The following is a 19,358-nucleotide window of genomic DNA, read 5'->3' as shown; positions in this document are numbered from 1 at the left end:
CACAACCCATTGCCATGCACCTGCTGATCGTCGATAATCACGATTCTTTTACCTTCAACCTCGTGGACTACGTTCGGCGGGTGACTGGCACTGAGCCTATGGTGGTGCCTAATGACACCCCGTGGGCCCAGGTGGATCTGGCGCTTTACGACGCCGCCATCATCTCACCCGGGCCAGGCACCCCGGCCAACCCTGCTGACTTGGGAATCAGCGCGGATGTGCTGCGCGAGTTCGCCGGTCCTATTCTCGGCGTGTGCCTTGGACTCCAAGCGATGGTGCACCTAGAAGGCGGTGTAGTCGGCCCAGCCCCCGCCCCTGCACACGGCGTGGTTGACCACGTTGACCATGACGGGACTGGCCTGTTCGCGGGCCTTGAAAACCCATATAGAGTGGTGCGCTACCACTCCCTGGTCACTCACGAAGTCCCTGAATGCTTCGAGGTCACCGCCACCTGTCGCGCCACTGATGCGCCCCACGACGCTTCCTTGAACACCCTCGTCATGGCGATCCAGCACCGCAGCCTGCCGCGCTGGGGCGTGCAGTTTCACCCCGAGTCCCTGATGACGGACGCAGGGGAGCGGCTCATAGCCAACTTCCTCCAACTCGCCCGGCGCTACTATGCGGCCGAGTACTTTGCGGTGCGTACCCTCGACGAGCCGCTGCCGATCAAAGACATCGCCAGGAGACTGCGCGGCAATGTCTTTTGGCTCGACGCTGGCCGGTTCAGCATCCTGGGCGACGATTCAGGCCCGCGTGCGCGGCATCTGAGTTACACAATTTCAGCAGGGGATGATGCGGGATTCTTTAATCATGCTGCGCGTGAATACGAAGAGTTTGTCCTGCCACCGCGCGTCGGCGCGCCCATTCCAGGCTGTGACTTTGCGCTGGGCTGGGTGGGTTACCTGGGATACGAGATTGGACTCGAGGAGGCACATACCGCCTTCCCGCCGGTACCTGGCCCGGACGCGGAGTTCGTGTTCTGCGATCGAGCAATCGTTATTGATCATGAAGAGAACAAAACCTATTTGTTGAGCTTCGCGGACGATGCCGATTGGGATTTGCCACCAGTTAAAGCTCAGACGGGGACATCAAAGCCGTGGGAATCCTCGGGCAGGCTCATACATGACGAGGCGGAGTACTTGCGCCTCATCGCAGCAGCGCAAGACTTTGAGGTACGCGGCGAGACATACGAGGTATGCCTGACCAACCGCATTGAGCTGGAACCTTTGCCGCAGCCGCTGGAGACTTTTACGAAGCTGCGCGAAGACAATCCCAGCAAGCGCACGGGATACCTGGGCTTTGCTGGAAACGCATTGCTCTCGACGTCGCCTGAGCACTTCTTGAGCATCGACGAATGGAGCATGGTCTCCTCAACACCGATTAAGGGAACCAGCCCGCGCAGCGCGGACCCCGCAGAAGATGCTGTGCACAAGGAGCTGCTGCGGGACGCCAAGACCACCTCTGAACTGCTCATGGTCGTGGACATGGTTCGCCATGACTTGGCCCGCGTGTGCGATGGCGTCACGGTGCCACGTGGCTTTGAGGTGCGCAGCTACGCTACGGTGCATCAGCTTATGTGCGAGGTGACCGGACGGCTCAAGACCAACGCTAGCCCGGTTGACGCCATCCGCGCGGCCTTTCCCGGTGGTTCCATGACAGGCGCGCCCAAGGAACGCACGATGCGCATCATCAGTGAACTGGAGGGCACGTGGCGTGGCGTCTATTCGGGTGCCTACGGCTACCTCTCGCTGACCGGTACTGCGGACTTCTCCATGGTCATCCGCTCCGTCGTGAGCAATGAGCGAGGTGCCTATTACGGAGTGGGCGGCGCGATCCTCGCCGTGAGTGATCCGGCAGCCGAATGGGAAGAAACCATGGTCAAGGCCCGCCCGCTTCTCAATCATCTGGGGCTTAGCCCTGCGCAGCTGCAAGGTGGCAGTCATGGCGCGTAGTGAGGATAAAGCTGCGGCCCAAAATGAGGCGCTTGTCGATACGCGGGTGGATTCCTTCCTAGTACGGGAGGGGAGAGCCATCCGCCCGGATCTGCATCGCGCGCGCTTTGGCGCGGGCTACCCGGCGCTTGACGACGCCCCGCAGCACGGCGAGTGGTTCCCCCGCGTGGCGGTCAGCGGCGTCGTGTGGCGCCCGGCGCCACGGCTGCGCACTGAAACCACGCTGTGGGTACCTCCCACACCTGATCCGCGCTTACATCCGTTGACCAAGGGGCCGGATCTAGCGCTGCTGGGCACGCTTCGTGCCGAAGCCCAAAGCCACGGCGCGGATGATGCGCTCCTTTATGGCGAAGAAGGCGTAGTACACGAGGCAGCCAACGCTGCTCTCGTATTTTTCGACGAGGAGGGGCCTCTCATGGGGCCCGCGAATTGGGTGCTGGAATCTACCACGCTGCGCGCCACGGTTGAGGCAGGTCTGATGCCTAAACCGCGCCGGGCGGAGATTCGGCTTGCGGAAGCGCTGGAGCTGCAAGCCTGGTGCGCGAGCGCTTTGCATGGCTGGACGCGGGTTACCCGATGGATTGTCGAGGGCAAGATGGTGCAGGCAGCAGCACACACAGCAGACCCAGCAAACACAGCAGACCCAGAAAACACAAAAACCGGGCGCATCAACGCCCGGCTGTGGGAAAGCGCGGTCGATGTAACCGCGCGGTAGCTCCCCCGCTTTTGTCTGCTGGAGCTTAGTCTTCCGACCCGCCCGAACCATCGCGGTTTTCGGCATGTGCCTTGCGGGCAGCCTCCAGCCACTCTGGCATTTCGGCGAGGAGCTCCTTGATCTCGGCGGTGGTCATCGGACGATCCACGTCATTCTTCTTAAGGGCCGTGACCGAGATGCCGAGCTTCTGCGCGACTACCGGGCGTGGGTGCGGACCCTCAAGGCGCAGCTTGACCAGCCACTCCGGCGGATTGTCCTGTAATTCGCGCAGCTCCGCGTGCGATACTGCGTTATTTTGGAATTCTTCCGGGGTAGCGGGCAGGAAAATGCCCAGCTTCTTAGCAGCGGTCTGAGCGCGCATAGCGGTGCCGGAAGGTTGTTTATTCATGTCATTCACGTTGCCTACGGTAGCAGTATTGCGCAGTACATGTCATGCCTATGTCATGCCGCAAGTTAGGGCTCGTGTTATCCCGGTGGTGCTGTGCCCGCCGCGTAACGATGCCCGCGATAGCGCCCAGTAAGATTGTCTGCATGCTGCGACTCGTCTTTAGCACCGGAACAGAACCAGGGAAATGGTTTGAGCGCTACCGGTCGAACCCGGACTACGGTGAGCTCACCACGGTCGACTCCGACGATGCCATCGACACCTTACTGGCGGGCGAGGCCGACTTGGCGCTGGCGCGCGTGCCAGCGGACGGCGTCGACAAGCGCATTAGCGATGACTTCCACATGGTGCGTCTGTATGAAGAAGCCGTGGGCATCGCCGTGCCGAAGGACTCCGTCTATGCCGAGGTAGGGGAGGATGTGGAGCCTGCGGACGTGGCGGATGAGTACGTGAACTATCGCATTGGCGATGACGCACTGGTCGATGTTCCCGCGGTCCGCGAAGGACTCCAGGTGGTGGCCGCGAACGTGGGTATCGTCATCGCGCCGCGGCCTTTGCTCAAGGTGCTGAGCAAAAAGCAGGTGGTCCCGCTGGGGCTTAATGATCCAACCGTTGCGCGGACCGCTATTGCGCTGGTGTGGCCAAAGGAACGCGATGCTGATGACGTCCAGGCTTTCGTTGGCGTGGCCAAGGGGCGCACCAAAAATTCTTCGCGCGGTACCGCGGTAAAACTCAGTGCTCGAGAGAAGTCCAAAGCAAAGCAGGCGCGCCGGGAGGCTCTGGCCAAGGAGCAAGGCAAGGCGCACAAGCAGAACAATGCTAAGAAAAAGACCAGCGGTGGGTCACAGGCTGGTAACAAAAGAGCTGTTCAGGGACGAAAAAATTATCTGTTATCAAAAAGTAAGAAATCCTCTCAGCGGGGGAAACGGCGGAAATAGGCCATTTTCCTTGTCAAATTGCGGAAAACTAGGTGGCTGCTGTGAGCCTTCCGTCCGTAGCGTGAATTGTGTTCCTACGAAAACAAATTTAGAAAAGGACATAACTCATGCAGAAGATCACCCGTCGTTTCACAGCAGGGCTCGCAGCAGCTTCCCTTTCGCTTGCATTAGTAGCGTGCTCCGACGCTGAGGACGCAGCTAACTCCGCAGGTGACGCAGCTAAGTCTGCAGCCAACGAGGCAACCGAGAAGGCTGGTTCCGCTGTCGCTGACGCAACTGGCAAGAAGGACTCTGAGTCTGAATCTGAGGGCGCAGATGCGGATCCTTCCGACGCCGCTAACGCCTCTGAGGGTGCAGATGCTTCTGAGGGCAAGGATGGCGAGAACGCTGCGGGCAAGGACTCCGGCGAGAAGAAGACCATTAACACCCCAGCAGGCGATTTTGAGGTTCCGGCAGCATTCGCTTCCGCAATCGAGGAGAAGGCTGGCGAGTGGGGCGATGTCCAGAGCATCGAGAACACTGACGCCGGTTCCCTAGCAACCTTCGCGGAAGACAAGCTGCTTGCCTTCAACGAAGAGTCTGGTGCGCAGCCAATCATCGGTAAGATCGCTGAAACCTGGAAGGGCGAGGGCGGCCTTGCTAGCAAGGTTGGTCTGCCGACCGCTCCTGAGCAGGCAGAAGGCAACGGCTGGGTCCAGAAGTTCACCAACGGCACCATCAAGTGGATGAAGGGTGCCTCCGGCGAGTACGAAGCTACCGTTGAATAAGCTCGTCGATTAAGCTTTCACCGCTTTATCCCTTGGTTCAAAGAGCCAAGGGATTTTTCGCGTTTTCGCAATGTTCATCTTTCACCCATGTAATTTCAACCTTCGGCCCCTAGCTTGGAAGACAACCAAGAAGAAAGCTATCGGCGAGGACCATCACCCTGGCGGAACTTCTTGGGGTTTCGAAAATTAACCAGCTTCACTATCGCTACTTTCTCGCAATCCATGCGGCGCTGACATTGCGCAGAGCCCGCGGAGTCACGCGGGGAGGTGGCAGCTAAAGGGAGAACCCTGCCATCATGACTAACCCGTCCGTCCTGACCGAATCGATGCACCCGGGCGCTGTGGCCACCAAGACCTACGTTATTGATACCTCCGTCCTTCTTTCAGACCCGTGGGCGCTGCGCAAATTTGCAGAGCACGAGGTCGTCCTTCCTATCGTTGTCATTTCCGAGTTGGAAGGAAAGCGTCATCACCCTGAGCTTGGCTGGTTCGCCCGCCAAGCTCTTCGCTTTTTGGAGGACCTTCGCGGCTCTTATGACGCCTTGGATCAGCCGGTTCCAGTAAACATTGATGGCGGAACGCTGCGCGTAGAGCTCAATCACCAAGACCAGTCCCTGCTGCCAGCAGCATTCCGTGGGTCCGAAGGTGATCACCGTATCCTTGCGTGTGCGTTGAACCTGGCTCACGAGGGCAAGGACACGGTACTGGTAACCAAGGATGTACCGCTGCGTGTCAAAGCCGGCGCGGTTGGGCTCCCCGCGGATGAGTATCACGCACAGGACGTTGTACTTACTGGTTACACGGGCATGGCCGTAGTGCAGACCTCTCCCGATGTCGTTGACGCGCTCTACCGTGATGGGGAAGTCATGGTCGATGGTGCACTGACGGAGGCGGGCGTTGCCGTAGAAGAGCTGCCTGTGCATTGTGGCGTGACTCTGAACGCTGGCGGTCAGTCGGCATTGGGGCGTGTTACAGCAGAGGGCACCATTCGCCTGGTCCGCGGCGAAGCCAATGCATTCGGCTTGCAGGGCCGTTCAGCAGAGCAGCGAGTGGCGTTGGACCTCCTCTTGGACTCCGATGTAGGGATCGTATCTTTGGGCGGACGCGCCGGTACAGGTAAGTCAGCCCTGGCGTTGTGCGCAGGACTGGAAGCGGTTCTCGAGCGGGGGGAGCACCGCCGCATCGTGGTCTTCCGCCCGATGTATGCAGTGGGCGGCCAGTCTCTGGGCTACCTGCCAGGCACCGAGTCCGAGAAAATGAATCCGTGGGCACAGGCGGTCTACGACACCTTGGAGGGGCTGGTCTCTGACAACGTGATGGAGGAAGTGCAGGATCGCGGTTTGCTCGAGGTCCTGCCGCTGACGCACATTCGCGGCCGCAGCCTTCACGATTCATTCGTCATCGTGGATGAGGCGCAGTCTTTGGAGCGTAATGTCTTGCTCACGGTTCTTTCCCGCTTGGGTAAGGGTTCGCGCGTGGTGCTGACTCACGACGTCGCCCAGCGCGACAATCTACGCGTGGGCCGCCACGATGGTGTCCAGGCGGTGATTGAGAAGCTCAAGGGGCATGAGCTCTTTGCGCACATCACGTTGCAGCGATCGGAACGCTCGGCCATCGCGGAGCTGGTCACGGACTTGTTGGAAAACGAAACATAAGCCGTGCACACAGTGCTTGGCGACGTCGCGTTTATCCCACGTAACCAGGGATGATCACTGCTAGCTAACGCTGCATTATTTATATAGCCGTATAGGCAACCGTCTTGGAATAATAAAGAACATGACAGAAAACAAACCCGCGAAGAATTTCACTATTCGTCCGTTCGTCACGGCCGACTATCCCCAAATGCGGGCGATTTATGAAGAGGGCCTGAACACCGGCCACGCGACGTATGAGACGCGTTCGCTTACCCTTGAGCAATTCACCAAGGCAAAGATCATGCCCTCCGTCTTCGTTGCAGTTGAAGCTGACGATGACTCAAAGGTCTTGGGCTGGGTTTCCGCTGCCCAGATTTCCTCCCGTTCGGTGTTCCACGGCGTTGTTGAGGACTCTATCTATATCAGTGCCCAGGCACAGGGGCGCGGTGTTGCAGGTGCTCTTTTGGATAAGCTCATTGCGACCTGCATCGACCTGCATAAGTGGGCCATTCACTCCTGGATTTTCCCGGAGAACGAAGGCTCGGCAGGCCTGCACAAGTCGCGCGGATTCGTCAAGGTTGGAACTTACTCGCACATGGCGAAGATGACGTACGGCGAACTGGCGGGCCAGTGGCGCGATACCGACGTCTATGAGCTGCTGCTTCCTAAGCCGGAGGAAAAGCGTAAGGCGGCGCAACCAGTAGCCGATTAGGTACCAACTCTGTGTTTGCTGTTCTCAATGTGCGAAGAGCTTGAATTACAGGAGCTTGACGCCCGGCATGCCGTTGACAGGGATGGGCTCCTCGGCTCTGCGAGAACTGCGAGTCGCGGTTATGGTGGGATCTGTACTTAGCAACGAAACACTAAGGAGTAAATCATGGCGGATCTTTCCACTAAGACAATTGCCATTATCGCAACCGACGGTTTCGAGGATTCCGAACTGACGTCGCCGGCCGATGCCGTTCGCGAGGCGGGTGCAACCGTCAAGGTCATTGCCCCTGAGGCAGGCACCATTAGCGGTAAGAAAGGCGCAAGCGTCGACGTCGATGCAACCACTGCTGATGTACGGGGTGAGAAGTTCGACGGAATCGTGCTCCCTGGTGGCACGAGTAATGCAGATGCGCTTCGTATGGACGAAGCCGCAGTGGAAATCGTGAAGAAGCACGTTGAGGCAGGCCGTCCACTGGGCGTTATCTGCCACGGCGGTTGGATTCTTACTGACGCTGACGTACTCAAGGACCGCACTCTTACGTCGTTCCCATCGCTCAAAACGGATCTGCGAAACGCAGGTGCAACCTGGGTGGATGAAGAAGTCCACGTCGATCAGGGTCTCGTATCTTCCCGCACCCCGGATGACCTTCCTGCGTTCAATGCGAAGATCGTTGAGGAATTTGCTGAGGGCACTCACTAGCGAGATATAGCAAAAAATCCCCGGCTCAACAGGTACTTTGGCTGTTGAGCCGGGGATTTTGACGTATCGGTTGCGAAGCTACCGTCCTAGAGAGGGTGCCGCTAGGAGATTTCTTCCTTGAGGTGTTCCTCAGTAATTGGAAGCACGAGAAGCAGCGCCACGATGGCTAGTGGGACCATCAGCAGGATGACTGGGGTGAGGCCGTCGTTGTAGGCATTCAGGATGACGGACTGAATTGCATCCGGAAGCTGTGCAACGAGGGAAGGAGTCAAGTGGGAAGAACCGCCGCTTGCGGCTGCGAACTTCTGTGCATACTGCGCGCCCTCAGGACCCATGGACTGGATTGCGGCTGGCATATTTTTTGCCATTTCATCCTTCATGTTGTGGATGAAGAGCGAGCCAACCAGGGAAGCTCCCACCGCAGCGCCGATTTGGCGGAAGAAGTTGTTGGCCGCAGTTGCAGTACCAACCAAAGCGATGGGGAAGGAGTTCTGGACAATGAGGACCAGAACCTGTTGCACGAAGCCAAGGCCCACGCCGAAGACAAAGAACTCAGCGCCCAGCTGGGTAAGGGTGGTAGCAACGGTCAGCTTAGACATCCAGAACAATGCGCCCGTGGTGATGATAAGGCCGATGATTGGGTACATCTTGTAGTGGCCCGTGCGAGCGATGATGAAGCCCACGATGGTGGAAGTTCCGATGAGGCCGACCATCATCGGAATCATCATGAGACCTGCTTTGGTTGGGGTAAGGGTGTGAACCATCTGCAGGTAGGTAGGCATGTAGCCGAGCACGCCGAACATAGCGAGGCCCAGGACAGTGCCCGAAGCAGTGGTCAGAACCATGTTGCGATTTTTGAACAGGTGCACTGGGATGAGCGGTTCCTTCGCCTTGGACTCGACGATCACGGTGATGATGGCGCCGATGACAACGGTGATTCCCAGGCCAATGATGATTGGGTCCGACCACTCGTACTGAGTGCCGCCCCAGGTGGTCATGAGAATGAGGGAAGCAGTGGTGATTGCGATAAACGTTGCGCCCAAGACGTCGAACTTGCGCAAATCGGTATCGCCAACGCGCAGGTGCAGGACCAACGTGCAGACGGTGATTGCGAGTAGGCCAAGCGGGATGTTCATCCACAGGCCCCAACGCCAACCAGGCCCATCCGTGAACCAGCCGCCAAGGACTGGGCCAAGCACGGAGGACAGGCCGAAGACGCCGCCCATGATGCCCATGAACTTGCCGCGCTCACGGGCGGTGGTGACCTCAGCGATGATGGACTGGGAAGAAATCATCATGAATCCAGCGCCGAAGCCCTGGATTGCGCGGCCAACAATGAGCCAGTTCATCGTGTTGGAGAAGCCGCCAAGCGCGGATCCAATCACGAAGACAGCAATGCCGCCGATGTAGAGCCACTTGCGGCCCACCATGTCACCCAACTTGCCAGAGATTGGCATGGCGATGGTCATGGTGACCAAGAAGGCGGAGATGACCCAGCTCATGTGGTCCACGCCGCCGAGCTCACCGACGATGGTAGGCAGAGCAGAGGAGAAGATCATCTGGCCCAAAGAGCTCATCAGCATGGTGAGCACGAGGGCGGAGAAGACCAAACCGACGTTGTTTTCTTTCTTTTCTGCAGCTGCGGCCTTGGCCGGCTCGGCTGCACCGACATTATTTGCCGGAGTCAGTGCGGTATCTACCATTTCAGTCCTTTGGAAAAATTAATCACGAGTTTTAATGCGTCGTCGAGGCGATCCTCGAATGGGGTTGCGCAGTTGATTTCAGGGGAAGCGGTGGCGATCCATAGCGCTTCTCGAACGATGGCGCCGATGAGCAGCGCTTCCGTTTCCGGCAGAACATCCGGGTACAAGCTGAGCTCGGGGTTCTTCTCGAGTCGCAGCTTGATGAGTTCTGCGATTTCCGAGGACTTGGCTCGCTTGCGGCTTAACGACGCCGCGGCCGCGTCCGGGTCTCCTGCAATGCGACGGCGTCGCTCAGCAATTTCATGGTTGGCGTGGTGGCCGCGCATGTGGTTCTTGATGAGTTCAACGGTCAGATGCAGAAGATCTTCAGTTGGAGTTTTAAGAAAATACGTCCGCTGATCGTCCGAAAACATCTCGCTCGGGGAACCGAGTACAGCGGAGTCTTTAGAATCGAAGTAGTTAAAGAACGTGCGCCGAGAAATTCCTGCATGTTCGCAAATTTCCTCGATCGTGGTAGCGGAGAATCCGCGCTTGTCCACTAGGGAAGTGGCCGCGTCTTCGATGCGCAGCCGCGTTTCGAGGCGCTTCTGCTCGCGTAATGACATTTCTTCTTGCACATTGTGCAACTTTACACTCGATGCAACTTTGCACCAAGTGTAACTCCGGTGATTCTTAAACGACGAGCGGAAGGGTGTGATCTAGGTCCTAGGGGTAGTTTGCACACCTTGGTTTAGATCTCGTTGGTGTATTTCGCACGAGCAATGGAGTGGAAGGCGGCGTCGAGCCCGCCTGCCGCAAACTTTGCCATGGAGAACACCAAGCCTAGATAGACCACCCCGGTGGCAGCGCCACGAGCTGCTTAGTTAGCAGTATCGGATGCTGCGGCTTGGGCATTACGGCCGACGTTTCGTGAGTGCATTCCTCCGATTGTGCCGAAGTCTGCAGACGGGGGAAAGAAGAAAGCCTTCCTCCGCCCAGAATCTCAGTTGAGGGCGAAGGAAGGCTTTGGTCTTAGTGGTCTTAGCGCGGTGCTAAGTCATGGCTTTAGAAGCGGTCACGCTCGCGGTTGGTCATGGACAGAACGTTGAGGCGCTCATCCAGCTCAGCCTCGGTGAGGTTCTCACCGTCTACGAAGCCCAAGTCGATGACAGCTTCACGCACGGTCATCTTCTCGTGCAGGGCGTGCTTAGCTGCCTTGGCTGCGTTTTCGTAGCCAATCTTGGAGTTCAGCGGGGTAACGATGGAGGTGGAGGACTCAGCGAACTTCTTCATGCGCTCCTCGTTAGCCTCGATGCCATCGACGCACTTCTCGGCGAAGACGCGGGAGACGTTGGCCAGCAGGCGGGAGGACTCGAGTACGTTACGAGCCATTACTGGGATGAAGACGTTGAGCTCGAAGTGGCCGTTAGCGCCACCGAAAGCGACGGCTGCGTCGTTACCGATAACCTGTGCTGAAACCATGGTGGCAGCCTCACACAGAACAGGGTTGACCTTACCCGGCATGATGGAGGAGCCCGGCTGCAGATCCTTGAGGTGGATCTCAGCGAGACCGGTCAGAGGGCCGGAGCCCATCAGGCGGATGTCGTTAGCAATCTTGTTGAGGGAGACTGCAACGGTGCGCATTGCGCCGGAGAACTCAACGAGGGCGTCGCGAGCCGCCTGTGCCTCGAAGTGGTTCTCAGCTTCCTTGAGCTCCTGGACACCGGTGAGCTTCTTGAGCTCTTCGGTTACCTTTGCGCCGAAGTCAGCGGAGGTGTTCAGGCCGGTGCCGGTTGCGGTACCACCGATAGCCAGCTCGCCTAGGCGAGGCAGGGTAGCTTCGATGCGCTCGATGCCGAGCTCAATCTGGCGAGCGTAGCCACCGAATTCCTGGCCCAAGGTAATTGGGGTTGCATCCATCAGGTGGGTGCGGCCGGACTTAACGACGTCCGCGAACTGCTTTGCCTTCGCGGTAAGAGATGCATGCAGAACCTTCAGACCCGGGATGAGGTCGTTGACTGCGGCCTCGGTAGCTGCCACGTGGGTAGCAGTTGGGAAGGTGTCGTTGGAGGACTGGCCCATGTTCACGTGGTCATTCGGGTGAATCTCCACGCCGTTGTTGTGGGCGATGGAAGCGATAACCTCGTTGGTGTTCATGTTGGAGGAGGTACCAGAACCGGTCTGGAAGACGTCGATCGGGAAAGCCTCGTTGTGCTTGCCCTCAGCGATTTCCTTTGCGGCAGCGATGATGGCATCAGCCTTCTCTGCATCGAGCGCGCCGGAGTCCTTGTTGACCTGGGCGCAGGCTGCCTTGAGCAGGCCGAGGGCGCGAATCTGCGCAGTCTCAAGGCCGCGGCCAGAAATCGGGAAGTTCTCTACAGCACGCTGGGTCTGTGCACGCCACAAAGCGTCAACAGGAACCTTCACTTCACCCATGGTGTCGTGTTCAATGCGGTACTCAGTCATGAAATCCACCTCAATAGAATGTGTTGAATAAAGATGTTTATTTAGCTGTCCGCACCACAGCTTCCAGACGTCGAAGAGGATCGAACGAATCTGCAAGTAGTGGATGCGGAATACGATTTAGCAGAATTGTGTTGCCCGGCACGGTGCGTGGTGTGGGCGGCACGCTTCACTTCATCCAGTATGGACTAAAAAGCGCGCAAATGTGCAAGATGCACGCCCCCAAAAGTTAGGCGTGCATCAGCAAGAGTCTTCCGGAGAAAATCCGCAGGACTTTTGCCGCTAAGGCTTAGGCGTCGGCCGCGTTGGAGTAATCAACAACGGAGTATTCCTGCAGCTTAGCCAGCTTGTGAACGGAATCGATGTAACGAATGGTGCCGGACTTGGAGCGCATGACCAACGAACGGGTGCTTGCGCCATTTGCACGGTAGGAGACGCCGCGGAGCATGTCACCGTTGGTAACACCGGTTGCCGCGAAGTAGCAGTTATCAGAAGAAACCAGATCATCGGTCTTAAGGACGCGGTCGAGGTCGTGACCGGCCTTGCGAGCCTTTTCCGCTTCGGCCTCATCCTTAGGCCACAGCTTGCCCTGGATTTCGCCGCCCATGCACTTCATTGCGCATGCGGTGATGATGCCCTCTGGGGTGCCGCCGATACCCATCATCAGGTCGATGGAGTTGGAGTCCTGGCAGGTGGCGATGGCGCCTGCGACGTCGCCATCCATGATGAGACGGACCTTTGCGCCAGCTGCGCGAATATCGCTGATGAGCTGCTCGTGGCGTGGACGGTCAAGGACCACAACCGTCAGGTCAGCCGGCTTGATGCCGAGTTTCTTGGCCACCGAGTTGATGTTCCACTCGACGGACTCGTTGATGTCGATAGAACCCACGCCTGCAGGGCCGACGGCAATCTTTTTCATGTAGAAGACTGCGGATGGGTCGTACATCGTGCCGCGCTCGGCGGCAGCAATAACGGAAATGGCGTTCGGGCGGCCTTCCGCCATCAGGCGGGTTCCGTCAACTGGGTCAACCGCGATGTCCATGGCTGCGCCCTCGCCGGTACCAACCTCTTCGCCGTTGAAGAGCATCGGAGCTTCGTCCTTTTCGCCCTCACCGATGACAACAACGCCGTTCATGGCAACGGAGTTGATGAGCTTGCGCATTGCATCCACAGCTGCGCCGTCGCCCTCATTCTTCTTGCCACGGCCGACCCAGCGGCCGGAGGCCAACGCTGCGGCCTCGGTGACGCGAACCAGCTCCATTGCAAGGTTGCGATCTGGCATGAAAGAAGTGTTTTCGGACATGTGTTTAGGCTGCCTTCCATTCATTTTTCTTGCGGCCGCTGGGAGCTTCCAGGGCACTCCTTTCTATTCTTGCACTTTTGCATCGATTTGTAGTCCGCTTTGTGCCCCCGAAAGAGGGCTTTTGCCCGATCCGGGGGCAACTGAATAGGAAACTTGCTGCATATCGGTTTTCGAGAGTGTGTGATTCTTCTTTAAGTACGCGGCTTTTCGTTACGCAACAGTGTGCATGGAATACTGGTCTGCGTGGCAGCTGAAGAGAAACCCAAAATTTTTGAGGGCGCCAAAGACATCATCTTGTCTTTGGGAGTGACCGTCATCGCGATGCTTCTGGTTGTGGGAGCAACCGGTTTGTGCACCATCAACCCAGAGACCAAGCCTGGCCCAATCCAAAACGTGGACGCCAAGACCTTTTTGGAGATGGAAGCGCGTGCAACCGGTTCGGTGATTCGTGAGCCGAAGATGCCGGAGGGCTGGTCACCAACCGCGGCCCGTAGGTCCGCTGTCGCTGGTGAAAACGCGGCGGTTGTCAGTTGGTTGACTGCTGACGAGGGCTACATTGAGTCGACTCAGACCAAGGTTTCTGCTGAGGAAGCTGAAAAGGGTTATGACTCTAACTACCGTGCGGAGCAGTCCGAGCGAGAAGTCGCCGGTCTCAAGGTTAAGGTTCTAGAGAGCGAAGACGCGGACGTGCGGCCGCTGTGGATTGCGGACCTAGGCGATGCCCGACTGATCCTTTCTGGCTCTGCCGCAGACGCCGACTACGAGACAGCGCTCAAGGCATTTGCCGAAGCCCCAGTGCTTCATCACAGCGAAGACGGAAGCGCCGAGAGCGCTCCGTCTGGGTTACCTGCACCAACTAACTAAAAGTGACAGATTCCAGCTGCTCTTCGTAGCTGGTAGTGACGCCCTCGCCAGCAGTTTCCACTGCCTGTGCGAGGGTTTCTTCGTCTAAACCGCTCAAACGGGTCTTGGCTAAGTAGACATCGACGCGTTCGCGCTTCGACTTCTGCGGATGGATGGTTACCGAGCGCAGCTTGTCCTCGCTAAAGTTTAAGACGATGGACCCGGAGAAGTAAGAGATTTCATCTTCGGACGCAGTGTGCGGCGTGCCGAAAAATTCCTCTGCGAGGTTGCGGGGATCCCCGAACAGGAGCGAACCTGCGGAACCTGACTTGGATACGAAATCGACGCGGTCACCTGGGTAGCCGTAAATCTGCATTAGAACTCATCCTTGGGGTTTTCTTCAAGAGACTCGTCTGGGGAGCCGGCTGCTGGCGATTCCCCAGGCTCCGACTCTGCGTCTACACGGCCCAGGGCTTGTTCGACGCGGCGCGCTGCACCATCAAGGTGCGCCTCGCAGGCCTTGGCCAAAGCCTCGCCGCGCTCCCAGTACTTCAGTGATTCATCGAGCCCCATCTGGCCGAGCTCCAGGATCTTTACGGTCTCGATGAGCTCGTCACGAGCCTGCTCGTAGGAGAGTTGCTCTACTGGCGGAAAAGCATCTTGGCCCGGGGTGCCGGAACCGATGGTGTCATTCATATTTCCCTCTAACTTCTATCTTGTGGTTGTGTTTTTCGTAGCTGTCTTGGGTTGCTGTCTTGGTTTGAAACTATGGCTAGTTGCTTAGTCCGCGGGCTTAGCTGCCATGGCCGCCGCGGTGATGGAACCGTCACCAACCCTAATGCGCAGCTGCGATCCTGGAGGCGATTGCTCATAAGAAGTAACAACCTCAGGACCTGAGCCATCCCGGGGGACTACCTGCACGATTGAGTAACCGCGCTCCAAGGTGGCTGAGGGGCCAAGCGCCGAAACCTGCGCGCGCAAGGCTGCGATGCGATTTGTTTCTTTATCCAGCAGGTAGCGGATGTCGCGATTTATCAATGCACGGGAACGCTCCAGCTCCTCACGGCGAGCATTGATCGGCGTCATTGGGTCTGCCAGAACTGGGCGGGAGCGAATGTTTTCCAGACCGCGTCTTTCCCGCTCAACCCAGCCACGCAGGGCCGCTGCTATGCGGGAGCGTGCCTCATCGATCAAGGCGTACTCCTCAGCGACGGAAGGGACGACGCGCTTGGCGGCGTCGGTAGGCGTGGCGGCGCGCAAGTCTGCGATGTTGTCCAGCACTGGGTTGTCTGGCTCGTGCCCAATGGCTGAGACCACTGGGGTCTGAGCGGATGCCACCGCACGCTGCAGGGCTTCCTCGGAGAAGGGGAGGAGGTCTTCTACCGAGCCGCCGCCACGCGCGATGATGATGACATCGACTTCTGGGTCAGCATCGAGAGTCTGGAGAGCATCGATCACCTGCGGCACCGTATTGGCACCCTGCACCGCGGTGTTGATGACGCGGAATTGAACGGCCGGCCACCTGTCCTTGGCCACTGCCAAGACGTCGCGTTCGGCCGCAGAACCGCGCCCGGTAATCAGACCGACCTTGTGCGGAAGATAGGGAAGCGGCAGCTTGCGGGAAGGATCAAAAAGACCTTCCTTTGCAAGCTGCTGGCGCAGCATCTCAATGCGGGCCAAGAGATCACCCACCCCAACGTGACGGATCTCAGTAGTCCACAGGGAGAACGAACCGCGTCCAGCGTAGAAAGCTGGCTTACCGTAGACCACTACTCGATCGCCATCTTTGAGCGGCGTGGGCATCTTCAGCACCATGTCCGTGGGGCAGGTTAATTGCACGGACTTTTCTTGTTCGACGTCGCGCAACGTCAGATAAGAAAGCTTCCATGAGCGTTTGACGTTTACCTGGGTCAGTTGGCCTTCTACCCAAAGAAAACCGAGACGCTCAATCCAGCCCTTGACTTGGTCATTGACCTTGCCAACGGGCCAGGGCGTCTCCGGGGAGTTTGCCGGTTGATTCACAAAGCAGCCTTTCTGCACAGCGTTGAATGCCTCATAGTCTATTGCCCTTGCCGGACACGTGACCGCCCGGGGCTGCGAGCTCGGGCGTATTTACCGGTCACGCCCTGCTGTGCAGTACTCGTGCTGTACTCCTCACACTCTCTCGCAGGGCGAGGATAGGCCACCCAATCTACTGTTTTCTACGACTTTTAGATACTCTGGAGGCCATGACTGAGACTGGCAAGAACGTTCTCCTGGCGGCACCGCGCGGCTACTGCGCTGGCGTCGATCGCGCAGTTGAGACGGTGGAGAAGGCGCTGGAGAAGTACGGCGCCCCAATTTATGTCCGCAAGCAGATCGTCCACAACCGCTACGTTGTGGAATCCCTGGCCAAGCGCGGCGTCATCTTCGTCGAAGAAGCCTCCGAAGCACCGGAGGGTGCACACCTGGTTTTCTCTGCTCACGGCATCGCGCCTGCCGTGCGTGCTGAGGCTGAGGGCCGTAAGCAGCTCACGCTCGATGCTACCTGCCCGCTGGTGACCAAGGTGCATAACGAGGCACGTCGTTTCCACCGCGACGGCTACCACATCCTGCTCGTGGGGCACGAGGGCCACGAGGAGGTCGAAGGCACCGCCGGTGAAGCACCTGAGGTAACGCACCTCGTTGATGGTGTAGAGGGCGTCGCCAAGCTGCCTGATTTCCTCCAAGAAGAAAAGCTCATCTGGCTGTCCCAGACCACGCTTTCGGTGGATGAGACCATCACCATCGTCAACCAGCTGCGCGAGCGTTTCCCGCACTTGGAGAACCCGCCTTCAGACGATATTTGCTACGCCACCCAGAACCGTCAGCAGTCGGTGAAGAATATCGCTCCGAAGTGCGATCTGATGATCGTCGTGGGCTCCAAGAACTCTTCTAACTCTGTGCGTCTCGTCGAGGTTGCCTTGGAGGCAGGCTCCAAGACTTCCTACCTCGTTGACTTCGCGAGCGAGATTGACGAGGCATGGCTGGAAGGCGTGGAGACCGTAGGCGTTACCTGTGGCGCTTCCGTACCTGAGCTGCTTGTGCGCGAGGTCCTCGAGTTCCTCGACGAGCGCGGCTACTCCAACGTCGAGCAGGTTACGACGTCCACGGAGACCATTCAGTTCTCCCTGCCGCGTGAGCTGCGCCCAGCACGTACTGCACAAGGCGCTAAGGCTTAAGGCCGGAAACTTAGATACCGCGCTAAAGGCACTGAAAGACCCGACTTTCATCTCCAGTCAAGGAGGGGGAGTCGGGTCTTTCTCTGTCTCTTGCTTCGCGGCAGAATCTAGTCCTCGTAGAGGTTCTCGTCGAGGGGAGAAGCTGGCTTGGCCTTGGGCTCTTTAGCAGGCTGCTTGTCGACGTCGCCTGCGCGGCGCTGCGGATCCGGGCGACGCGGGGCGAAATCGGAGTCGTCGTATTCTGCCGAGCTAACGCTCGCAGCTCGCTCGCGAGCCTCGCGCTCGACTGCTTGCTGGCGACGGCGCTCTTCGCGGTCCATTTCCCGGAGGCGTCCGGTGCGCTGACGAGCTGTTTCTTTCGCCTTCTTATCACGGGCGATGAGTTCCGCAACGGAAAGTCGCTCATCACGATTGCGTCTATCTGCCTTTTGTTGAGCGCGGCGGGCAACCTGGGCTTTGACGTTGCGTGACTTGGCATTGTTCTTGCTGTTCCACAGCCTAAAGACGGCAAGGAGAGCACACAGAAGGAAGACGATGATCAGCCACGGAAAGCGCTGGAGGAATGGGAAAGCTGTGGTCAAAAGGGAGGTAGTGGAGAATGGGGAGGCCCCTTCCGGTGCCGCTTGCACGGCCAAAATCCACGATGTCGAAACAATGGCCACCGTAAACAGCAAGGGGATGCTGATCACCAAGAGATACAACCCGCGGGGGTTGACCAAGAAAGTCATGGCGAGTGCGCCGAGCGTGAAAACGGCGAAAAATGGCCAGCCGATCGAACCCACGACGATCGTGATGAGTGCTGCAACGATTAACGCAGCTACCAGACCAAGGAGGGCCTTGGGCAGCGTTAGCCCGTGCACGGCGGCAGATTCACGTCTGGCTCGGTGGTTTCGATTTTTGGCAAGTGACACGCCGGACGATTCTACAGGCTTTGCTGGCCCTTTCGGTATTTTCTTGGCCGAATGTGGCGAAATTAATTGCCTAATAGTTAATCCTCGAAACGCGGCCGACGTGGTTCGGCCTGTACTGGCTGGGGTTCCACGGGGCGTCGGTCGGTGCGCGCAGGAATTTCTAGCTCATACAAGCGGCGCGCGGTGACACCGACTCTAGAATCCAAGGAACCCAAACTCGAGTTGTAGGCTTCGACTGCCTTTTCCAGGCTGCGGCCGACCTTGTTGTAGTGCTCGTTGAGCGTGCCCAGCCTGGAGTAGAGTTCGCTGCCAAGCCTCTGGACTTCCCTGGCCTTTTCGGAGAGGTCCTCGTGGCGCCAGCCCAGAGCAACAGTGCGTAAAAGCGCGAAGAGCGTGCTCGGGGTAGCGATGACAATGTTGCGCTCGAAGGCGAATTCCAAGAGCTCGGGGTCGACGCCCAGCGCGGCATCGAGGAAAGGATCCGCCGGTACAAAGAGCACCACGAACTCCGGCGTGGGAGAAAAGGCTTCGATGTAGTCGCGGTGGGCCAGCGCCTGGACGTGATTGCGCAACAGATGCGCGTGGCGTCTTAAATAGCCCGCATGCTCTTCCGGGTCCTCGGTTTCAAGGGCATCAAGATAGGAAGAGAAGGGGACTTTGGCATCTACGATGACGCTGCGCCCACCCGCGAGGTGGATGACTAGGTCGGGGCGGACCGTGGCGCCTTGACTTCGGGCCGTGGCCTGCGTATTAAAGTCGACGTGCTTGAGCATGCCGCCGATTTCAACCACGCGCTCGAGCTGCATCTCTCCCCATCGGCCGCGCACGTTCGGCGAGCGTAGTGCGCCAACCAGCTTGTCGGTTCTGTCGGTTAGCTTCGTGGAAGTACGCGTCACAGCCTGGACCTGACTCGACAACGCTGCGAGTTCCGTGGCGCGGTTTTCCTCGAGCTCCTGCAGCTGGTAGCCCAACCTATCCATCGCCTTTTCCAGCGGGGCAAGCTCTGCCTGGCGGCGCTGTGATTCCTGGAGGGCGCGGTGTTCGGCAGAAGGCTGGGATGAGCTAGAGCTATATGCGCGTGCCAACCATCCGAGGATGGCTCCCAGGATGACGCCGAAAAACAACAAAAGCACGGGCAAGGCAGTAGACATGCT

The 19,358-nt window shown here is 58.4% G+C and carries 19 protein-coding genes; 9 read left to right on the top strand and 10 right to left on the bottom strand.

The genetic code is table 11. The features are described 5' to 3' along the window. The first annotated feature begins 14 nt into the window (after positions 1 to 14). Together CHU71_RS08520 and CHU71_RS08515 are read left to right on the top strand one after the other, a co-directional pair. Positions 15 to 1,952 (top strand): chorismate-binding protein, encoded by a 1,938-nt coding sequence (locus CHU71_RS08520; protein ID WP_147760791.1) that lies wholly within the window; start codon positions 15 to 17, stop codon positions 1,950 to 1,952. Further along, positions 1,942 to 2,667 (top strand): aminotransferase class IV, encoded by a 726-nt coding sequence (locus CHU71_RS08515; RefSeq protein WP_147760790.1) that lies wholly within the window; start codon positions 1,942 to 1,944, stop codon positions 2,665 to 2,667. The genes CHU71_RS08520 and CHU71_RS08515 overlap by 11 nt, the downstream gene beginning before the upstream one ends. A gap of 25 nt (positions 2,668 to 2,692) precedes the next feature. Here CHU71_RS08515 and CHU71_RS08510 read toward each other — a convergent pair whose 3' ends face one another. Then, positions 2,693 to 3,055 (bottom strand): DUF5997 family protein, encoded by a 363-nt coding sequence (locus tag CHU71_RS08510; protein WP_181814969.1) that lies wholly within the window; start codon positions 3,053 to 3,055, stop codon positions 2,693 to 2,695. A 143-nt stretch (positions 3,056 to 3,198) separates the two neighbouring features. Here CHU71_RS08510 and CHU71_RS08505 point away from each other — a divergent pair, with 143 nt between their 5' ends. The 5 genes from CHU71_RS08505 to CHU71_RS08485 all read left to right on the top strand — a co-directional run bounded on the left by CHU71_RS08505 (position 3,199) and on the right by CHU71_RS08485 (position 7,802). Beyond that, a complete protein-coding gene (locus CHU71_RS08505; protein ID WP_147760789.1) occupies positions 3,199 to 3,990 on the top strand; it encodes a LysR family transcriptional regulator substrate-binding protein in 792 nt (263 codons plus the stop codon). A gap of 107 nt (positions 3,991 to 4,097) precedes the next feature. After that, a complete protein-coding gene (locus tag CHU71_RS08500) occupies positions 4,098 to 4,757 on the top strand; it encodes a hypothetical protein (protein WP_147760788.1) in 660 nt (219 codons plus the stop codon). A 296-nt stretch (positions 4,758 to 5,053) separates the two neighbouring features. Beyond that, on the top strand, positions 5,054 to 6,412 hold the full coding sequence (locus CHU71_RS08495; protein ID WP_147760787.1) for a PhoH family protein: 1,359 nt from the start codon (positions 5,054 to 5,056) through the stop codon (positions 6,410 to 6,412). 121 nt (positions 6,413 to 6,533) lie between these two features. Beyond that, positions 6,534 to 7,103, top strand: a complete 570-nt coding sequence (locus CHU71_RS08490; protein ID WP_005529949.1) for a GNAT family N-acetyltransferase — start codon at positions 6,534 to 6,536, stop codon at positions 7,101 to 7,103. Positions 7,104 to 7,268: 165 nt separating this feature from the next. Then, positions 7,269 to 7,802, top strand: a complete 534-nt coding sequence (locus CHU71_RS08485) for a type 1 glutamine amidotransferase domain-containing protein (RefSeq protein ID WP_005529947.1) — start codon at positions 7,269 to 7,271, stop codon at positions 7,800 to 7,802. A gap of 101 nt (positions 7,803 to 7,903) precedes the next feature. Here CHU71_RS08485 and CHU71_RS08480 read toward each other — a convergent pair whose 3' ends face one another. The 4 genes from CHU71_RS08480 to glpX form a co-directional block, all read right to left on the bottom strand. Next, on the bottom strand, positions 7,904 to 9,505 hold the full coding sequence (locus tag CHU71_RS08480) for an MDR family MFS transporter (RefSeq protein WP_255456419.1): 1,602 nt from the start codon (positions 9,503 to 9,505) through the stop codon (positions 7,904 to 7,906). Further along, entirely contained in the window at positions 9,499 to 10,110 is a 612-nt protein-coding gene (locus CHU71_RS08475; RefSeq protein WP_168712942.1) for a TetR family transcriptional regulator, read from the bottom strand. The genes CHU71_RS08480 and CHU71_RS08475 overlap by 7 nt, the downstream gene beginning before the upstream one ends. A gap of 439 nt (positions 10,111 to 10,549) precedes the next feature. Next, the gene (locus CHU71_RS08470; RefSeq protein WP_147760786.1) at positions 10,550 to 11,950 is read right to left on the bottom strand and encodes a class II fumarate hydratase; all 1,401 of its coding nucleotides are present in this window, start codon (positions 11,948 to 11,950) and stop codon (positions 10,550 to 10,552) included. A 286-nt stretch (positions 11,951 to 12,236) separates the two neighbouring features. Beyond that, a complete protein-coding gene (gene glpX / locus CHU71_RS08465; RefSeq protein ID WP_147760785.1) occupies positions 12,237 to 13,250 on the bottom strand; it encodes a class II fructose-bisphosphatase in 1,014 nt (337 codons plus the stop codon). Positions 13,251 to 13,493: 243 nt separating this feature from the next. On the opposite strand from glpX, the gene CHU71_RS08460 reads away from it, so the two are divergent. Then, on the top strand, positions 13,494 to 14,114 hold the full coding sequence (locus CHU71_RS08460; RefSeq protein WP_005529938.1) for a DUF4245 domain-containing protein: 621 nt from the start codon (positions 13,494 to 13,496) through the stop codon (positions 14,112 to 14,114). Here the strand turns inward: CHU71_RS08460 and CHU71_RS08455 are convergent. The 3 genes from CHU71_RS08455 to xseA all read right to left on the bottom strand — a co-directional run bounded on the left by CHU71_RS08455 (position 14,107) and on the right by xseA (position 16,115). Continuing rightward, complete coding sequence (locus CHU71_RS08455; protein WP_114976130.1) at positions 14,107 to 14,469, bottom strand: hypothetical protein; 363 nt, start codon at positions 14,467 to 14,469, stop codon at positions 14,107 to 14,109. The two genes, CHU71_RS08460 and CHU71_RS08455, sit on opposite strands and share 8 nt — an antisense overlap. Next, a complete protein-coding gene (locus CHU71_RS08450; RefSeq protein ID WP_049152256.1) occupies positions 14,469 to 14,789 on the bottom strand; it encodes an exodeoxyribonuclease VII small subunit in 321 nt (106 codons plus the stop codon). Before CHU71_RS08450 ends, CHU71_RS08455 begins: the two co-directional genes overlap by 1 nt. Before the next feature lie 84 nt (positions 14,790 to 14,873). After that, positions 14,874 to 16,115 carry an exodeoxyribonuclease VII large subunit gene (gene xseA / locus CHU71_RS08445; protein WP_114976131.1) on the bottom strand — a complete coding sequence of 414 codons (1,242 nt, stop codon included), beginning with the start codon at positions 16,113 to 16,115 and terminating at the stop codon, positions 14,874 to 14,876. 206 nt (positions 16,116 to 16,321) lie between these two features. Here xseA and CHU71_RS08440 point away from each other — a divergent pair, with 206 nt between their 5' ends. After that, positions 16,322 to 17,293, top strand: a complete 972-nt coding sequence (locus CHU71_RS08440; RefSeq protein ID WP_147760784.1) for a 4-hydroxy-3-methylbut-2-enyl diphosphate reductase — start codon at positions 16,322 to 16,324, stop codon at positions 17,291 to 17,293. 107 nt (positions 17,294 to 17,400) lie between these two features. On the opposite strand, the gene CHU71_RS08435 is transcribed toward CHU71_RS08440, so the two are convergent. Both CHU71_RS08435 and CHU71_RS08430 read right to left on the bottom strand, forming a co-directional pair. Further along, entirely contained in the window at positions 17,401 to 18,204 is an 804-nt protein-coding gene (locus CHU71_RS08435; protein WP_147760783.1) for a DUF6542 domain-containing protein, read from the bottom strand. Between the two features lie 77 nt (positions 18,205 to 18,281). After that, positions 18,282 to 19,355 carry a DNA recombination protein RmuC gene (locus tag CHU71_RS08430; RefSeq protein WP_147760782.1) on the bottom strand — a complete coding sequence of 358 codons (1,074 nt, stop codon included), beginning with the start codon at positions 19,353 to 19,355 and terminating at the stop codon, positions 18,282 to 18,284. Between the last annotated feature and the right edge of the window lie 3 nt (positions 19,356 to 19,358).

The organism is Corynebacterium sp. LK14, assembly GCF_008042215.1.
Lineage (GTDB): Bacteria > Actinomycetota > Actinomycetes > Mycobacteriales > Mycobacteriaceae > Corynebacterium > Corynebacterium striatum.
This window is presented reverse-complemented; position numbering and strand designations above follow the sequence as displayed.

Excerpts from the sequence above, each read along its gene's own strand:
- CHU71_RS08520 (WP_147760791.1), top strand. The coding sequence starts at position 15 with ATGCACCTGCTGATCGTCGATAATCACGATTCTTTTACCTTCAACCTC.
- CHU71_RS08515 (WP_147760790.1), top strand. The coding sequence starts at position 1,942 with ATGGCGCGTAGTGAGGATAAAGCTGCGGCCCAAAATGAGGCGCTTGTC.
- CHU71_RS08510 (WP_181814969.1), bottom strand. The coding sequence starts at position 3,055 with ATGAATAAACAACCTTCCGGCACCGCTATGCGCGCTCAGACCGCTGCT.
- CHU71_RS08505 (WP_147760789.1), top strand. The coding sequence starts at position 3,199 with ATGCTGCGACTCGTCTTTAGCACCGGAACAGAACCAGGGAAATGGTTT.
- CHU71_RS08500 (WP_147760788.1), top strand. The coding sequence starts at position 4,098 with ATGCAGAAGATCACCCGTCGTTTCACAGCAGGGCTCGCAGCAGCTTCC.
- CHU71_RS08495 (WP_147760787.1), top strand. The coding sequence starts at position 5,054 with ATGACTAACCCGTCCGTCCTGACCGAATCGATGCACCCGGGCGCTGTG.
- CHU71_RS08490 (WP_005529949.1), top strand. The coding sequence starts at position 6,534 with ATGACAGAAAACAAACCCGCGAAGAATTTCACTATTCGTCCGTTCGTC.
- CHU71_RS08485 (WP_005529947.1), top strand. The coding sequence starts at position 7,269 with ATGGCGGATCTTTCCACTAAGACAATTGCCATTATCGCAACCGACGGT.
- CHU71_RS08480 (WP_255456419.1), bottom strand. The coding sequence starts at position 9,505 with ATGGTAGATACCGCACTGACTCCGGCAAATAATGTCGGTGCAGCCGAG.
- CHU71_RS08475 (WP_168712942.1), bottom strand. The coding sequence starts at position 10,110 with ATGTCATTACGCGAGCAGAAGCGCCTCGAAACGCGGCTGCGCATCGAA.
- CHU71_RS08470 (WP_147760786.1), bottom strand. The coding sequence starts at position 11,950 with ATGACTGAGTACCGCATTGAACACGACACCATGGGTGAAGTGAAGGTT.
- glpX (WP_147760785.1), bottom strand. The coding sequence starts at position 13,250 with ATGTCCGAAAACACTTCTTTCATGCCAGATCGCAACCTTGCAATGGAG.
- CHU71_RS08455 (WP_114976130.1), bottom strand. The coding sequence starts at position 14,469 with ATGCAGATTTACGGCTACCCAGGTGACCGCGTCGATTTCGTATCCAAG.
- CHU71_RS08450 (WP_049152256.1), bottom strand. The coding sequence starts at position 14,789 with ATGAATGACACCATCGGTTCCGGCACCCCGGGCCAAGATGCTTTTCCG.
- CHU71_RS08440 (WP_147760784.1), top strand. The coding sequence starts at position 16,322 with ATGACTGAGACTGGCAAGAACGTTCTCCTGGCGGCACCGCGCGGCTAC.
- CHU71_RS08430 (WP_147760782.1), bottom strand. The coding sequence starts at position 19,355 with ATGTCTACTGCCTTGCCCGTGCTTTTGTTGTTTTTCGGCGTCATCCTG.